Origin of the sequence: Microbacterium sp. NPDC059771, assembly GCF_042732495.1 — a bacterium.
Classification (GTDB): domain Bacteria; phylum Actinomycetota; class Actinomycetes; order Actinomycetales; family Microbacteriaceae; genus Microbacterium; species Microbacterium sufflavum.
The window spans coordinates 1,166,984-1,183,115 of sequence record NZ_JBHWHK010000001.1 but is presented as its reverse complement, the minus strand read 5'-3'; the positions used below and the strand labels follow the sequence as shown (position 1 = coordinate 1,183,115).

Annotated in this window: 15 protein-coding genes and 2 tRNA genes; 3 read left to right on the top strand and 14 right to left on the bottom strand. The window is 66.3% G+C overall.

Annotation, left to right across the window (positions count from 1 at the left end; translation table 11 throughout):
- Positions 1 to 142: 142 nt before the first annotated feature.
- From ACFV3I_RS05650 to ACFV3I_RS05600, 11 genes are all read right to left on the bottom strand, one after another.
- Positions 143 to 301 (bottom strand): hypothetical protein, encoded by a 159-nt coding sequence (locus ACFV3I_RS05650; protein WP_168387156.1) that lies wholly within the window; start codon positions 299 to 301, stop codon positions 143 to 145.
- Between the two features lie 284 nt (positions 302 to 585).
- Positions 586 to 1,056 carry a hypothetical protein gene (locus ACFV3I_RS05645; protein ID WP_136036362.1) on the bottom strand — a complete coding sequence of 157 codons (471 nt, stop codon included), beginning with the start codon at positions 1,054 to 1,056 and terminating at the stop codon, positions 586 to 588.
- Between the two features lie 116 nt (positions 1,057 to 1,172).
- Positions 1,173 to 1,246: transfer RNA gene (locus ACFV3I_RS05640), tRNA-Met, on the bottom strand.
- A 32-nt stretch (positions 1,247 to 1,278) separates the two neighbouring features.
- A tRNA-Thr gene (locus ACFV3I_RS05635) sits at positions 1,279 to 1,350 on the bottom strand.
- Between the two features lie 68 nt (positions 1,351 to 1,418).
- On the bottom strand, positions 1,419 to 2,660 hold the full coding sequence (locus ACFV3I_RS05630; RefSeq protein WP_247638396.1) for a M23 family metallopeptidase: 1,242 nt from the start codon (positions 2,658 to 2,660) through the stop codon (positions 1,419 to 1,421).
- Positions 2,661 to 2,789: 129 nt separating this feature from the next.
- The gene (locus tag ACFV3I_RS05625; protein ID WP_378823202.1) at positions 2,790 to 3,575 is read right to left on the bottom strand and encodes an inositol monophosphatase family protein; all 786 of its coding nucleotides are present in this window, start codon (positions 3,573 to 3,575) and stop codon (positions 2,790 to 2,792) included.
- Between the two features lie 2 nt (positions 3,576 to 3,577).
- On the bottom strand, positions 3,578 to 4,579 hold the full coding sequence (locus ACFV3I_RS05620; RefSeq protein WP_378822517.1) for a hypothetical protein: 1,002 nt from the start codon (positions 4,577 to 4,579) through the stop codon (positions 3,578 to 3,580).
- Between the two features lie 121 nt (positions 4,580 to 4,700).
- Complete coding sequence (locus tag ACFV3I_RS05615; RefSeq protein ID WP_136031649.1) at positions 4,701 to 5,501, bottom strand: enoyl-CoA hydratase/isomerase family protein; 801 nt, start codon at positions 5,499 to 5,501, stop codon at positions 4,701 to 4,703.
- A gap of 46 nt (positions 5,502 to 5,547) precedes the next feature.
- Positions 5,548 to 6,039 (bottom strand): FBP domain-containing protein, encoded by a 492-nt coding sequence (locus tag ACFV3I_RS05610; RefSeq protein WP_136044941.1) that lies wholly within the window; start codon positions 6,037 to 6,039, stop codon positions 5,548 to 5,550.
- A gap of 9 nt (positions 6,040 to 6,048) precedes the next feature.
- Entirely contained in the window at positions 6,049 to 6,945 is an 897-nt protein-coding gene (locus tag ACFV3I_RS05605; protein WP_136031645.1) for a bile acid:sodium symporter family protein, read from the bottom strand.
- A 988-nt stretch (positions 6,946 to 7,933) separates the two neighbouring features.
- Complete coding sequence (locus ACFV3I_RS05600; RefSeq protein WP_378822516.1) at positions 7,934 to 8,689, bottom strand: hypothetical protein; 756 nt, start codon at positions 8,687 to 8,689, stop codon at positions 7,934 to 7,936.
- Positions 8,690 to 8,724: 35 nt separating this feature from the next.
- On the opposite strand from ACFV3I_RS05600, the gene ACFV3I_RS05595 reads away from it, so the two are divergent.
- Positions 8,725 to 9,492 carry a DUF4145 domain-containing protein gene (locus ACFV3I_RS05595; RefSeq protein ID WP_378822515.1) on the top strand — a complete coding sequence of 256 codons (768 nt, stop codon included), beginning with the start codon at positions 8,725 to 8,727 and terminating at the stop codon, positions 9,490 to 9,492.
- 158 nt (positions 9,493 to 9,650) lie between these two features.
- Here the strand turns inward: ACFV3I_RS05595 and ACFV3I_RS05590 are convergent, their stop codons facing one another.
- Positions 9,651 to 10,304 (bottom strand): hypothetical protein, encoded by a 654-nt coding sequence (locus ACFV3I_RS05590; RefSeq protein WP_378822514.1) that lies wholly within the window; start codon positions 10,302 to 10,304, stop codon positions 9,651 to 9,653.
- Positions 10,305 to 10,492: 188 nt separating this feature from the next.
- On the opposite strand from ACFV3I_RS05590, the gene ACFV3I_RS05585 reads away from it, so the two are divergent.
- Entirely contained in the window at positions 10,493 to 12,316 is a 1,824-nt protein-coding gene (locus tag ACFV3I_RS05585; RefSeq protein ID WP_378822513.1) for a DUF4209 domain-containing protein, read from the top strand.
- A gap of 1 nt (position 12,317) precedes the next feature.
- On the opposite strand, the gene ACFV3I_RS05580 is transcribed toward ACFV3I_RS05585, so the two are convergent.
- Positions 12,318 to 12,974 (bottom strand): hypothetical protein, encoded by a 657-nt coding sequence (locus ACFV3I_RS05580; RefSeq protein ID WP_378822512.1) that lies wholly within the window; start codon positions 12,972 to 12,974, stop codon positions 12,318 to 12,320.
- Between the two features lie 707 nt (positions 12,975 to 13,681).
- On the opposite strand from ACFV3I_RS05580, the gene ACFV3I_RS05575 reads away from it, so the two are divergent.
- The gene (locus ACFV3I_RS05575; protein ID WP_378822511.1) at positions 13,682 to 14,470 is read left to right on the top strand and encodes a hypothetical protein; all 789 of its coding nucleotides are present in this window, start codon (positions 13,682 to 13,684) and stop codon (positions 14,468 to 14,470) included.
- 342 nt (positions 14,471 to 14,812) lie between these two features.
- Here the strand turns inward: ACFV3I_RS05575 and ACFV3I_RS05570 are convergent, their stop codons facing one another.
- Entirely contained in the window at positions 14,813 to 15,832 is a 1,020-nt protein-coding gene (locus ACFV3I_RS05570; RefSeq protein ID WP_378822510.1) for a DUF4236 domain-containing protein, read from the bottom strand.
- Positions 15,833 to 16,132 lie beyond the last annotated feature (300 nt).

Sequence of the window (16,132 nt, the reverse complement as noted above, 5' to 3'; positions counted from 1 at the left end):
GGGGGGTTGGGGAAGGGGGGGAAACAAGGGGGGGGGGGGGGGGGGGGGGGGGGGGGGGCGGGGGGGGGGGGGGGGGGGGGGGGAAGGGCGGGGGGGGGGGGGGGGGGGGTCCCCACCCCTCCACCCCCGGACCGGTGACCGGTCAGGGGAGGTCGGCGACGTCGAGGTCGTCGTCGTCGTCTTCGCTGGCCGGAAGGTCGTCGGGCTCGGGGTCGTGATCGTTGGTGACGATGTCGGCGTCCACACCGACGGCGTCCACCTCGGGGCCATCGTCGGCGGCGTTGCTGTTCGGGTCTGACATGGGGATCTCCGTTCCTCGGCCTCGTGGAGCGCCAGTCTCCCGTGCCGGCGGGCCCGAGCGCAGGGGCTTGACATGACCTCCGGGTTCCGGATGGCCCGTGCGGCCGAGGGGCGCTGGCCATCGTCGGGCGGCCCGGCGCGCGCGGGGCGCTCAGCTCTGCTCCCCGACGGCCTGTGCGGGATTAGCCGAGCCAGCGGGGGCAGAACGCGCCGCAGGCTCAGCTCCGCTCCCCGGCGGCCTGTGCGGGATCAGCCGAGCCAGCGCGGGCAGAACGCGCCGCAGGCTCAGCTCCGCTCCCCGGCCGCCTGCGCACTGACGGTGACGATCGCGAACACGACGGCGGCGATGCGGTCGTCGTCCGCGTGGGCGTGGGGGTCCCACAACACGTCGGTGCCGATCACCTCGGCGGTCATGTCGTCGAGCGGCTGCTCCTCGTCGCGGGCAAGCCCGTCGGCGAGCCAGGCGGCCGCGCGGCGCAGGTCGGCGCGATCGATCGTGTGGTGGGGGTCCTCGATCGACGCGCCGAGCACGTCGGCGACGGAGACTCCCCGGCAGCGGAGCCCGGCCACCGCACCGGACAGTGCGCCCGCCGCGACCGCGAGGCCGTAGCCCGCGGCGATGAGCGCGTCCCAGGAGACGGGGCCCGCGATGTCCTCCAGTCCGAGCGAGACGCCCGCCCTGTCCGTCACGGCGACCATCACCGCCCGATGCGCATGGCAGTAGACAGCGGTCGCGGAGGGAGCGGGGGTCGGCACGGCGGTCCTCTTTCCGGGGAGCCCGCCTCGCTCGTCCGCGCGAGGGCACGGAACGGCTCTCACTCTAGTCCGCGGATACGACGAAACCCCCGGACGTATCCGGGGGTTTCGAGCTGTAGCAGGAGCGGGGCTTGAACCCGCGACCTCACGATTATGAGTCGTGCGCTCTCACCAACTGAGCTACCCTGCCGCACGGCATCCGCATCGCAGATGCGAACTCCGAGCCCCGAGTCAGGATTGAACTGACGACCCCTTCCTTACCATGGAAGTGCTCTGCCACTGAGCTATCGGGGCGTGCTGCCCCTCGCGGGGCAACCACACGAGAATACCATCACTGTGGCGTCCTCATGAAATCAGGCCGGTCAGTACGACGTGCGTCCGGCGTTGGCACGGAGCCACGGCATCGGGTCGATCGTCGTGCCGTTGACGATGAGCTCGAAGTGGAGGTGCGCGCCGTAGGAGCGGCCCGTGTTCCCGGTCTTGCCGATGACGGTGCCGACGGTGACCCGGTCGCCCGCCTTCACCTGGAGCGAGCCGTACTGCATGTGCGCATAGTGGCTGGTGATGGTCTGACCGTCGATCACGTGGTCGATGTAGACCGTGACCCCGTAGGCGCCGCCCTGCTCCGTGGCGGTGCGCACCACGCCGTCGGCGATCGCCTGGATGGGCGCGCCGTTGCCGGGGGTGAAGTCGATGCCCTCGTGCAGGCGCCCGCTGCGCATGCCATAGCCGTACGACATGCCGACGCCGACCATGAACGGCCACTGGATGGCCGCGTCGGGGTCGTTCGTGAAGACCTCGCCCGAGTAGTTGATGCCCTGCTCGGCCGCGACCTCGACGAGCGAGACCGTGCTGTAGTCGTCGTTGCGGGTGAGCGGTGCGTTCTGCACGTCGGAGGGCGCGACGAAGGCCTGGATCTCGTCCTTCGCCGACCCCGCGGCGTCGGCGGCGGCAGCGGTCACGAGGGAGGTGGACGCCATCGACCCTCCGCGCGCGGCGGCGACGGCCTCGGCGGGCAGCGTCATGGAGACCGCGAGCAGTCCGGCCAGACCCATGACACCGACGGTCGCGCCGACCGTCACGAAGCGCCGGAGACGGCGGGGACGCGATGCGACGTGTTCGGCCGCCGCACCCTGCACGTCGGCGGCGCTGGCGAACGACGGGGCACTCGCGGCCGCAGCAGGGACGGTACGCACGGTGCCGGTGCTGCGGAAGGCGCGCGAGGCACGCTCGAACGCGTCTCCCTCGGCGTCGGCTTCGGCCACGAACGGCTCGGAGGCCGGCGGGATGACCTCGGCGCCTGCGGCCTCGGCGGGTGCCTCGTGCGTCGCCGCGAGGGGCACGGCGGGGACGTCGGCCACGGCGGGCACGGGCGTCGCGGCGATGAACGGTTCGGCGGGAGCCTGAGGCACCGGCGGGACGTCGTTCGGCCGCTGACGTGCGGCGCGACGGGAGAGGGGTGCGACGGCGGCGAGCGCGACCACGGTCTCCGCGTGAGCGAGGGGTGCCGTCGTCCCGGTCGCCGGGGCCTCGGTGGCCGCAGTGCGATGACGGCTGGAGCGACGCGTGGGCGCAGCGGCAGCCTGGGGATTCTCGAAGGGCAAAACTAGTCTCTCGGTCGTTCGTGTTGCTCGGGGGCGCAATGACAGCTTTCACCTTCGGGTGGTGAAAGTAACGATCGGGTAAACACTACCCCGATCACCCTGGGAATGCCATGTATCAGTTCAGGTTTCTCAGCACAGGATCTCGGTGAGCCGCGCGTGCACGGCTGGTCCTCCGGCGATCAGCAGCGGCCGAGGGGAGTCGGTGTCGACGCGCGTCACGATGCCGCCCGCCTCGCTCACCAGGAGCGCGCCCGCCGCGAGGTCCCAGGGGGCCAGTCCGCGCTCGAAGTAGCCGTCGAGTCGACCAGCGGCGACGTACGCGAGGTCGAGTGCGGCCGACCCCATCCGCCGGAGGTCCCGCGCGATGGGCATCACCCGGCGCACGGTCGCGAGGTCGCCGTCGTGGGTCGCGGGGTCGTAGCCGAACCCGGTGGCGAGGAGCGCGCCGGCCGGTGTCTCCTGCGTGACCTCGAGGCGTCTGCCGTCGAGCCAGGCTCCGTGACCTCGAGCGGCGGTGAACGTCTCCCCCACGGCCGGTGCGTGCACGGCGGCGGCGAGCGCCTCCCACCGGCTCGGGTCGGGCTCTCCCTGGACGGCCGCGATGCTGACGTTGTAGGCCGGGATGCCGTAGGCGTAGTTGACGGTGCCGTCGATGGGGTCGACCACCCAGGTGATCCCGCTGTCGCCCGCCGCCGTACCGGACTCCTCGCCGAGGAAGCCGTCGTGCGGCCGCGCCGTCAGCAGACGGTCGCGGATGAGCGCCTCGACCTCGCGGTCGGCCTCGGTCACGATGTCGGCCAGTGTCGACTTGGTCGCGGCCAGGGTGACCCCCTGCTGTCGGCGTGTCCTGGCGAGCTCCCCCGCCTCCCGAGCGACCTCCGCGGCGAGCGCGCCGAGCTCCTGCTCCTGTGACACTGTCACGACGCCCGGTTCCCCGGCGCGGGAGGGGGCGGCGGGAACGCGGGAGGTTCGCCCTGATGCGGCGCGGGGGGCTCCGGCGCGGCGGGTCGGGGCGGTACCGGCGCGTCCGGTACCGGAGGGCCGGGCTGGGCCGCCGGGGGTGCGGAGGGCGCAGCCGGAGGCGCGGGCTGCGCGACCGCGGCCTCGGGAACCACGGGGAACGCCGTGGTCTGCGGCTGCGGGAGAGCCTGCTGCGGAGCCGTCGGGTAGCCGGTGTAGTACGCGTTCCAGTCGGGCGAGCCGTCGGGCAGGGCGGGGAGCGGGGTGCGGCCGTCGGCGAACGTGGGCCATGCGGGAGCCGGGTTCTGCGGCGTCGACGTGGCGGCCTTCCTCGGCGCGAACAGCGCGTTCAGCAGGGGGATGAGCGTGGTGCCCACCGCGACCAGGATCGTGAGGGCGACCACGATGCGCCAGTACAGCTCGCTGTAGTCGAACGTGTTCGGGAACGCGAGGAAGAACACGAGCATCGCCACGAGCGCACCGAGGAACACGACCGTCACGATGAAGATGACGCGCGTGAAGGTGGTGACGTGGCGCTGCGCCGCCTTCGTGAACAGACGCACGTGCAGCAGGGCGAGCTGGAGCACTCCGATCACGAGCAGGAGTTGGAAGAAGCGCTCCGCCCCGAAGTAGATGCCGTCTTCCGGGAGCCAGATCTTCACGAGCCCCACCAGGAGCGCCACGACCCAGCTGACCATGCTCGCGAGCTGCAGCCAGTCCGGGCGGTTGGGGGCGAGCCCGGCCTCCAGGATCGCGATGCCGGCGAACGCGGCCAGGAGCAGGATCGTGAGGAAGGCACGACCGATCAGGCCGTTCTGGTCGCCGATCAGCACCCACACCACGCACACGAGCGCGGCCGCGATCAGCGCGCCGATCGCCACCCAGATCGAGCCTCGGATGAGCAGCGACATGTTCTTCTTCTCAGCCTGCGGCGGCGTGCTGATGTCCGGATGGGACATGGGGGTCCTCTCGTCGAGTGGCGATCGATGTCCACATCCTCCCACGCGCGCCGGTCCCGGTTCGGGGATCTTCGCGCCGTGCGGACGGACGCGACGAAAACCGGTGGCTGGGGAGGAAGAGTCAGGCCGTCTTGCGCGCCGATGCCGCAGCGAACGCGGCGACCCGCGCCTGCGCGTCGGGAGTCTCGAGCGCGGCACCGATCGAGCGCGCCTCCTCCGACAGCTGCTCGACGAAGGTGCGCTCGGGCTGCGACCGCACCAGCCGCTTGGCCTGGCCATAGGCATCCGCGGCCCCGGCCAGCCAGAAGCGGGCGACCTCCTCGGCGCGCGAGCGCACGGCCTCCGCCTCCGCAGCCGCGTCCTCGCCCTCCACGACCTCGGCCACCAGTCCCCACTCCAGCGCCTCGGCCGCCGTCAGCAGCCGATCCTGCAGCACGAGCTGCAGCGCTCTGCGCTGACCGATCGCACGGGCCAGCTGCGCCGACACCGACAGGTCGGGCGTGAGACCGATGTTGGCGTACAGGCTCCCGAGCTTCGATCGTGCCCCGACCACGGCGTAGTCGGTCGCGAGCAGGATGCCGAGCCCGCCACCCGCCGTCGTGCCGTGGGCGGCGGCGACCACCGGGATGCTCGACTCGGTCAGCGAGCGGATGCCCGCGTTGATCACCTCGGCGAGCGCGGTGATCTCGGCACCGGAGGCGCCCATCGTGGTCGCCATGTCGATCACGTCGCCGCCCGCGCAGAACGCCGGCCCCGCCGCGTCGAGGAGGATCGCCTTCACGTCGCTCCGCGAGGTGGCCTCGGCCGTCGCGTCACGCCAGGCGTGGGCCAGATCGGCGTTGAAGGCGTTGAGGCGAGCCGGACGGTTCAGCGTCAGCCGCGCCATCCCCTCGTCGACCGCGAACAGGATGGCTTCACTCATGGCGTCTCCCTCGAGCACAGGACGTGTGGATCCAGGCTAGCCGGACTCAGCCCTGCTCCCACACGCGGGAGACGAACCCCTCCATCCGGCGGCGCGTGCCGTCGAGGCGGAAGTCGGCCTGACCCGCCGCGCGGATCTCGTTCGGCGCGAGCGGATGCGCGAGTCGCACGTTCTCGTGACAGGAGAGGTCCGCGCAGATGTACGTACCGAAGGAGTCGCCGCGAGCACCGGCCTCGCCCGCCCGTCGCGCGGAGAACAGCGCGACCTGGTTGCCCGGCTGCATCGTGTGGCAGATGTTGCACATGCCGGAGCGCCCTCGACCGGGCTCCGACGCCCGCAGCACGACACCGACCACGCGTCCCTCGTGCTGGATCAGGACGTAGCCGCGCTTGCCGGCGCTCGGGTCGCGCCAGGCGAAGAAGTCGAGGTAGTCCCAGTCGACCAGGAGGAAGTCGTGCGGCATCTCCATGACGCGCAGCTCGTCCGCGTCCGCGTTCACGAACGAGGCCCGGACGTCGGCTTCGGTGAGGGCTCGCATCACTCCAGTCTAGGAAACGCCCTCGACGGCGGGCGCGGTCCGTGCGGCGGAGGCACCGCTGCGCTCGCGGATGAGGAACCCGAAGCCGAACGCGATGAAGAACATCAGCACCCCGTAGACGGCCGCGGGGAGGCTCAGCTCCACCGAACCGAGCACGGACTGCGCGATCACGATCGCCAGGGTCGCGTTGTGGATGCCGATCTCGAACGACGTCGCGATCGCCTGACGCTTGCCCACCCGCAGCATCCGCGGGATGAGGAATCCGACCGCGAGGCTGACCAGGCAGAACAGCACGGTGATGAGAGCCAGACGCGCCACGTTGTCGACCAGGAGCGTCCAGTTCGAGGCCACGGCGCCCGCGATCACGACGATCAGGATGACGACCGAGGCGATGCGCACCGGTTTGTCCATGCTCGCGGCGAACCGTGGCCAGAACCGCCGGATCAGCATGCCGAGCGCGACGGGCAGCAGCACGATCGCGAACACCTCGAGGGCCTTCGACCACTGCAGCCCCAGCGTGTCATCGAACGGGCGGAAGTAGGCGATCGCGAGGTTCGTGATGATCGGCAGCGTGATCACCGCGATCACCGAGTTCACCGCCGTGAGCGAGATGTTGAGGGCGATGTCGCCGCGGAACAGGTGGCTGTACAGGTTCGCCGTGGTGCCGCCCGGCGACGCGGCGAGCATCATCATTCCCACCGCCAGCACCGGCGGCAGCTGGAACAGCAGCACGAGCCCGAAGCAGACGGCCGGCAGGAGCACCAGCTGACACAGCAGCGCGACGATCACCGCCCTCGGCTGCTTGAGCACCCGCGCGAAGTCGCCGAGGGTGAGGCTCAGGCCCAGACCCAGCATGATGATGCCGAGCGCGACGGGCAGTCCGATGGTGGTCAACGCTGATCCCATGGCACTCAGTGTGGCGGACGGAGGGCCTCGGTGTCACGGGTTCGTGAGACGCGCGCCGAAACGGAAGAAGCCCCCGACGAGCGGGGGCTTCCGTGGTGGGAAGTTCGCGTATCTCTTTAATCCATACTCTCTACTGGGATCGCGACGAACTATTCCTACCCGTTTCCCACACCATCCTTTCGCTATTCCCACGTACACCCCCGACCGCCCTACTCTCGCTTGAGAACCGCCGTTGCGAAATCGACTTCTAGGGATCGGCCGTTGCGTCCGAGAATCAGCCGTTGTAAACGCCTTTGAACCGCCAGTTCGGCCTCTGTGGATCACCCGTGGTCGGCGTCCATCCGGCGCTCACTTCCCATGGAACGGTGCCGGGTTCCTCGTCGCTATCCCATGTCCAACGGAGTCTGCCTCCGTGAGGCGACCTAGTTCCTCAAGACCGATACGGTCCTAGTACCGTCGTGGCAGCGCGTCGCTGTACTTCCGCGGGGGGGGGATCACCAGCGCGGCCATGGGGCCATGGAGACAACAGATGATGTGGCCTATTCGAGTTCGAAGGTGTCTCGTTCCGCATCGTTGTCGTCCCCATGTACGAGGGTATTCGGGGTGCGCTCGAGATCGAGCGCCCACTCTTCCCCTCGGCGGTGATGCTCCTCAAGGCTGCGTGTCTGGCAGCGTTGCCAGCGCCCGGAGCCTGTCTCTATACAGCGCTTTGTTGGTGCGGCCATCCACATCGCCGAGACCCACGCTCATAGCCTCCGCGACGACGGCAACAAGGATTACACGAGCTTCGGTGTAGACCGGCGCGTCCGGAACGAGAGTAGCCGGAAAGCAGAGGCTCGAACTGACTCTCGGCTTGCGGCCGGGGCCTCAATCTTGCGGCGGTCGGCGCCATCTTGCAGCTCGTCGGCACCATCGCGGTGCAGTTAGGGATAGTGCCCTGGGGATGCGGCATCGCCGCCAGCTCCAGTGTGCGAGCAGCACCTCAACTTCACCTCTCGTCGGGCAGTTCCCCTTTAGTTGAGGCGCGGCCGATGGGATCGAGCACCGTGGCCGCCGCCCAGATCTTCTCGTAGTGCAGCCTGAGCAATGACGCCGTCTCTGCGCTCAACTGGGTGAGAACCGTCATCTGGGTTCCGCCGAGCGAAGTCCCCAGTTGCAGTGCGCTGCTCGACGAACTGGACAAGACGAGTCTGTCGTGGAGCTCCGTCGGCTGTTCGTGGACGTACCGCATCTCCACGTCCGGGCGGGCTCCGAGCATGATTGCGAGCTGACGCATGCGTTCGTTTGGCTTTACCCGCGGCAGGCCCGCCCATTTCACAAGGATTCGCTGCACGCTCGTCAACTGCAGGAGCGCATGCAGGTCGGCGGGATAGAGGTAGGGATCCACAACAAGAGACGCATCGACCGCGTCGATGCGCGAAAGGACCGACGCGTACGTGAAAGGGTCCGAGAGCCTGCCGACAACTTCGACCGTGTCGCCAACGGTCTCCGACGCATGCAGGAGGGCACGGCCGGCATCGGTGAGTGCCGCCCGGCCGTCGTCGTCAACAAGGAGCCGCGCGTCCTGCAGGTAAGCGACTGTCCGCACACGCACCTCGTCCCAGTAGGGATCGTAGGTCGCCCAGTTCGTGACTGCTTCGACGAATGCGTCGACATCATCCAACGTCGGCCGAACCCCTTGGTCGGCAAGCGTCTCGACGAAGCTGAGCGCTCTTAACGCCTTTGATCCCAGTAACACAGCCACCGTCTGATGATCCCATGGGACGGTACTTTCAGAGAGTGCATCACGTTCTCACGCCCTACAGCACCTGGCTGCAAGAAGACGACTGGCCCCGCCACGCGTGCCCACGGTGCGGGCGTCCGACCCTCGAACCCAAGCAGCTCACGCACCACCGAGACGAAAAGTCGGACGAGACTGTCACGCTCGCGAACCAGCAGATGGGGCCTCGCGACGAGCTGTCCGGAACGTTTGAGGGTCACCTCGCATGCGCTCGCAGCGCTTGTGGTCAGGCCGTCTCTATCGCCGGCGACTGGCGGTATGTCCTCGACTTCGACGAAGACGAACTCGTGGAGATCTTCACGAACGAGTACCACGTCCGTTACATGAACCCCGCACCGCTGCTCATAGATCTTCCCGCCCGGACGCCGGCGAAAGTCCAAGCTGCCGTCCGCGCGGCGAGCGAGGTCGTCTGGTTGAACGCGAGCGCTGTCGCGAACCAACTCCGTCAAGCCGTCGAAGAGCTTCTAACAGCGAAGAAGGTGAAGCGGCAGGTACACAGTGCGAAGAACAAGGTCGTTAAGCTCAAGACGCACCAGCGCATCGAGCTCTATCGAGGGGTGAACTCGGAGGTCGCCGACCTGCTGGAAGCGGTGAAGTGGATAGGCAACAGCGGGTCGCATGAGAGTTCACTCACCGTCGCCGACGTGCTCAACGGTGCCGGTTACCTCGCGCTTGCCCTCCGACGTCTGTACGACACCTCGGATGCCGAGTTGCTCGCTCAGGTGAAGGCGGTCAACAAGAAGCGCGGACCGGTGCGCTCGAGCTGAGCGTGCTTACCAGTTCCACGCGAAGCTCACGGAGACCACCCGCGCGTTGGACGCGGCCCTTCATCTTCGTGGACATTGACGAGAGCGGTACCCGGAGCAGCGGATGGGCGTTCATCTCCTCAAGAGCGGGGCATCGCGTGGCCGCACTCGGGAGCGGCTCATTGACCCGGTTGATATCGGAATAGTCCACCGGTGAGCCGTTCCATCTCCGCGTCGATTCTCCTAAAGATGGACTTCGGCTCGCGTTCTTCACTGTCGAACGCGACCTCCAATGCTCCGTCAAACGCAAGGCTACGCACTGCGCAGACGACGAACGCGAACAGCAAAGTACGAGTTGGAGTGAGCACCCGGAGGTACGGGAGGACTTCGGGCGCGATGTCCACCTCGACACCCTCCGCCTCGTACTTCTCGAGTTGGCGGACAACCTCGAGCTGTTCATCGGCGATACGGTGAATGGAGGCTTTCATTGACTCATCAGTGAGGCCGACCAGCGTCTTGACCTGATCCAACTCGATGGTGAAGAGCATTTCGTGCGCGCTCTTGTTCCGGAGCCGGTTGAAGCTCCGAATTGCTCGAACCAGGGGGACATCCACCGCAGCTGTCGCTTCTGCCAAGGCCAACTTGTGTTCAAAGCGAGCGTTGCCCCAGTCGATAGCGTCCGGCCGTTCGAGCTTGGTGCGCGTCACGTATTCGAGCAGAGCCTCGATCCAGAGATGACCACGGAGCAGCACCCCCATGTCATCCGCATCTCGCAGTGCGTCAACCAACTCGGCGAAGTGCACACTGTTCAAGTCAGCGCTCTTGATCCCCACACGTCGAACGTAGAGGACAAGAGGCCATCACGCATCAGCTGGGTAGGGCGGAAGCCCCTCATCGAGCGCGCGCCTTGGCGTCGCTCAGTCCTTCTGCGTCCCGCAACTTCTACGGAACGCACGCCGCACGCCGCAGCTGCGGTTGCTGTACCGCGAAGAACGTCGCGAGCCCACAGTAGGGTGCGAGCATGAGCGACGAAGTGGCTGAAGGTTGGGCGGAGGTCGTCGCCCGCGCGGCCGGTGGCGGCTTACTTGTCGCCGAGGATGAGCGGCCTACGGCGCCTGACGACCCTCAAGTCCATGAGGTGATCTTGCTGATTGATGCCGTCCGGGAGCTAATGACCCATCCGGACGGTGGCGACGAGTCGTACGTCCCGATTCGCCCTCGCCCAGACGGGAGATGGGTATCCACGCACACCCTGGAAGATCATGAGATCGAGATTCTGCGCCACGTGGTAGCCCACGACCTCGACGCACCGACCCGACTGAGGGTCCTCGAACTCTTGGCTGCACGCACCAAAGGTCTCGAACGGGTCGAGACGTCGGCAAAGGTCATCGAGCACGTTCTCGCGGAGTACGCCGGCCGCCCCTTCGATTACGACGTGTCGTTCGCGGTAGGGCGCGCTTTCGATCTCGCGCCTCGCTTTGGTCCGCTCACCATGACACCCGGCGACAGGCTCGAACAGACGTTGCTGGATCGCCTACTCGCGTGCACGAACGCGAACGAAGTACTCCGCCTCGCGGAGAACCTGCGCGAGCAGCGTCGACCCCGGTCGCGAGCATCTGAGGTCGCAGCCCACCTGCGGTCCGTGGCGATCTCGGCCAGCGACCTGTACATGCCACGGTTGCTTCGCGAGGAGGCGGGCGCATGGCACCTTCTTGCCGGCGACCGTCAGGCGCACTTCGATGATGTTGCCGCTGCAGTGCTGATGCTTCGCGACCAGGCCGTTGCGTTGCTCGCCGAGCACCGCACAGACTCGGCGGCCCGGGCTGGGAACGATTTGGAGCTGGCCCTCGACCGCCTCGCAACGATTCCCCGCGCCGAACGGCCGTCCCGCGGCATGGATCAGCTCCATGTCGAACTCACCCGGATGATTCGTCGCGCCGGCACCGCCACGTTGTCGTTCATGAAGTCGACTCGCCGCGAGGTCCCGATCCCGAAAGACATGCCGGACCTCGCGGAAGCAATTGACGGTCAGGAGCTCGGCGATGCGCTGAATCTGTTCCTGCAATGGCTACCTCTGACAGACTTCGCGGCCAATAAGTCCAACAATCAGGCTCTCGTGAAGAAGTACCCGTTGTCGCACCTGTTCTCTCACGTGCAGTTCGCGAAGGATGGACGGACCGTCGCACGCTCCTCCGGCAGTGAGGACGACGTGACCTACGCAATGCCGTCTCACCTGTGGCGTGTGATGACCCGTGAATTCGGTATCCGCGTCGACCTTTGCGTTCAACGTTTCCTCGCACCTTCGTGGATGATCCTGTCGGCGCAGCACCCATTGAACATCGCTGACTTCACCTTCATCGCTCGCGAGAGCTCGTCGGTTCCGTCTGGACGAGAATCCCTCGTCGCACGGGGGCTTCACTACGGCTACGGCGGCGACTTCCTGACTGCCGCGCACCTGTTGATCCCGCAGCTGGAGAACATCGTGCGAGTGAAGCTCCAGAACGCCGGCATGGTGACGAGCACCATCGAGGACGGCATCGAAACGGAGAGAGGTCTCAGCGCGCTCATGAAAGGGGACGACGTCGAGCGAGTGTTCGGACCCGACGTTGTCTTCGAGATTCGCGCGTTGTTCTGCAGCGCACACGGCCCGAACCTCCGCAATGAGGTCGCCCACGGGCTCGTCGATGATGACCACATCAACTCAGCGACCGCGTTCTACGCGTGGTGGTTCATCTGGCGCCTGGTCCACTCGGCGTTTTTCAACGCGCATCGCGACGAAGACGCATCAGACAGCGATGGATCAATCATGCGTGAGGACGACGAGGACAGCGAGCCCTCACCTTGAGCTACTCGCCGGCCGGGCGCATCTGCTCCACCACGACGTGGATCGCAACCCCTTCAACATCGTGCTCCCGCACACTGACAGCGACGTAGAAAGCCCCACGACGCGCCCCGAGATCCTCGGTTCCTTCGCCGGGCTGGTCGACGTTGATGATGGTGTCGACATAGCTGGATTCGGTGTCGAGAGCTACGTCCTGGAAGTAAATATCCGCAGTGCGCTTGCCCTCGGCCGTAGCGGTTGCCGACACCGTGTAGGTCAGGCGAGTTGGTCCGCCGTCGAGTTCGAATTGCTCGGACTTTGCGTCACCCGCTGCGTCGAAACCGAGCACGGGCACCCATTCGCAGTTGGTGGCGCGTTCCCAGCAGCCAGGATCGTTCTCTTTCTCCACGCCGAGCGTCACGGTGGTCTGTCCGGTGACCTGTTGGGTGACGACTACCCAGTTCATTCGGTTCCAGATGGATCGGCCCTCACGCACATCCTCAGCGTCGACGGTGAGCCCGACGGCGGTGAGCGACGTCCACGCTTCGTCGAGTGGCGTGCCGACCGTGTCTGGCACAGGTGCGCTCTGGGCAGTCGGTGTGCCGTTGGGTTCGTACTGAACGGCGGAGCTGCATCCGGTCACGGCGACGCTGAGGATGATGGCCAGGATTGGTGTCGTCATTGCGGAGCTCGTACGTCGCATGATTTGAACCTATCGGTGTCGCCTCAACGGAGCGTCACATCGGACAGACGTTCACTGCCAGGGGATCGATCCGACAGAAGGTCTCACCGATCGCAACGGATTCGGCACACGGCTCGTCCCTCCCCATGGGGCTCGCGAGCCTGTCCGACCGGCGCCCTCGCGTAGTGCCGACAATCACGAGCCAGATACAGCAAGCCCCCCCACCTGGCAAACTTCGCCGGGTTCAGCTCTGGTCTAGCACTGAGAGCGCGACGAGCCCGAGCCGGATGGTCCGGGCTCGCCTACGTCTTCGCCCTGCTGCCCCTCTCCCCTGAGAACAATCCACAGACCGGCGAAGCCCGGCACATGCAACGTCAGTAGCGCGACGATGCCCACGACCAGCGGCGACAGTGACAGCCCCCAGAGCAGCGCGGCTACGGCTCCGGCACACGCAGCACAGAGGAGAAGGACCCGCCTTAATCCGCCGGCCGGTTCATTCATCTCCGCTGAGGAGAGAAGGGTCATCATGCCTCCGGCGGTTGCTGCGCAACCAAGCACGTAGAGCGACCAGCTGAGATCGTGGAACAACACCACCCAGAGAAACACGAGGGAGAAGAGAACGAATGGCGACGAGAGCTGGAAAAGTAACGACATGGCTCACCTATGCGGCTGCCCTCAGCACACGTTTGTTCGGCAAAGGGAAAGTGATGTCCACACTCATCGCTGTGCTCCTTGGACTCGCGACTCCGCTCGCCTCGAGTAACGACGCAGGACTGGACGGGGTCGCCGCGACGATCTTCGTCGCCGTCACCCTCCTTCAGACAGGCATGACGTTGCTCCTGTTTCGCCTAGACCGCCAAGACTTTCGTAAGGCGCTGCGCGTCTACTACGCCATCGCCGCGTTCTTCTGCCTTGCCGTGACCGTGGGCGGCAGCTTCAGGCCCATCATTGGTCCCTTCTTGGGAGGGATGATGAGCGTGGGCCTCACCGCCATCGCTTTCACAGCGTTCTACGTGCTCACGAATTGGTCCGCCCTTGCGCAGACCCAACCGGACGCGGCCGTCTTCTTGGGGAGCACGCATGTGCTGGCTCTCGTCGCTGTCGGCGCTGCAACCGTGCGGGCATCGTTCCCCGGATCCGGTGAGTGGGTAGCGGCGTTGGCTCAGACGACCTTCTTGAGCTTGACAGCTTTGGCTTTGCCTCTAGCCGCCGGGCTGTGGGTCCGCCTCTCGATACACGCGCGCGCGAAGAAGGACGTCCGCTCGTGTACAGAGATCGCTGCACCCGGCGTGGATGTCGCTAGGGTGTTCCACCCCATCGCAGTCGAACAGCGTCCTGAGTTGGGCGAGAAATCGAGCAGGGCGCAGATCCTGAGACAGGATTCACTTTCGGTCAGTGCCGCACCGGCGACGGTCAATGTGGCGACTGCCGTTGTCGTCGCGGTAGCGTTGGCCACAACCACCGCATTTGCCTTCGCCGCTCACCGACGACGCTAGGCACCCGCGCACGCGTGCTGCACCCTCCCAGCCGATGGATGATGCCGTAGTGCTGGTAGGAGCGAAGGTGAGCGGGCAGCTCTCGCAGGGTACCCGCGGGCGGCAGACCGACAAGCTCCTCCGTATCGCCCGCACTCTCCGTGCAGACGATCTTGTCCTCGCCACGTCGCGAGACGAGTGGAACGTGCGCGATCTCGCTTGAGTGCGATGAACGATTCGCTGGGTAACTCATTCGAGGGCTATAGGCGGCCCTCCGTGCGGCTTCTGATGACATCGCCATAGCCATCGAGGCTCCGAAGATCGTGCAGATGCGGGCAGATCATCGGCTCGGCGGCGAGGCAGTCAGCTGGCTGCCGCCTGCAGCATTTCCTGGAGACCTGGGTACGCGGCGTTGTCGGCAAGCACTCGCTCGAAGTCTTTTCTCGCCATAGCCTTTTTGCCTTCGACCAGATAGGTCTGCCCTCGCGCGACGAGAGCGAGATGCCGTAGTTCGATGGGACGTGAGCGCGGTCGGAGAGCTTCCTTCAACGCCTCACGAGCGGCCTCATAGTATCCCTGCTCTCGCAGTGCTGCGCCTCGTTGGATTAGAAGGAAGGTCGCCGCAACGTCGTCGTTGGCGAGCCCGTTCGTGATATCGACGACATCCGCCCAGCGAGCCGTTTGCGCATAGAGTTCTGCGAGCGACACAGCGGCAACCGTTGTGGGCTCGAGACTTTCGACGACCGCGATTGCGCGTTCGAGGTTCCCGGCAGCTTGCTCCAACTCAGCAACGAGTAGACCCATCGCCTGGCGATCCCAGGGCATCTCGGCTGTGATTCCTATCGCCACAGGGATGCTGACTTTCGCGCGCTCCATGTACTTGGTGATGAACGGGTCGCTGGAGGGATCGTAGCCCGTGTCGAACAGCCAACCCGCAAGAACTCGGCCGCGCTCGTCGTCCTTATTCGGGCCGACCACGTGAATTATCTCGACCATTGCCGCGGTCGCCGCAGCTGTCGGATGCTGCCGCCCGACCGCATGGATGGCGGCTGCGTCAGGGACGCCGTTGATCTGCTTGAAGAGTTGCTTCTCCCACGCGGGAGACGTCAGACCAGGCTTTACCTTCTTTGGCGCGGCGGGCCTCGTCGACCGAGGTGGCTGCGTGGTGCGCGTCGACGACGAAACCGGCGCCCGCCTCGACGTGGTGGTCGACGTGTGCGAGATCCCGGTGCCTGGGATACCTACAGTTCGCGTGGTGCGCCCATTTGTGTTCACACTGACGCGAGCGCCGCGCACGCCAGCGGAGAGCCCTAGGTTCTTGTTCGACACGTTGAGGCGTACGCCGGGCGCGATCTTGATGGACTTACGAACTTTGAATCCCATGGCTGCCCCGCCTTGTCGGTTACCAACTACTCAAGAGCACCATAGTGGAGCTCTCCACGGAGGAGGTCGGTGCACCTTGTGGACGGCGGCGGCGATCTGATGTCTTGCCGCGTTGCAGCATGGGCAGCCTCCTCGACAATCGAACTGTGCGACCGGACCAGGCGTCGGTTGTGGCGCAGGCTTATACATCGCGACTGTATAAGCCTGCGCCACGGCTGAGTGGAACGTCGGATAACCCACGCAGGCGACATTCCTCCGTGGACTGGGACGGTCGCGTTGAATCCGGGCGTGGAGCGTACG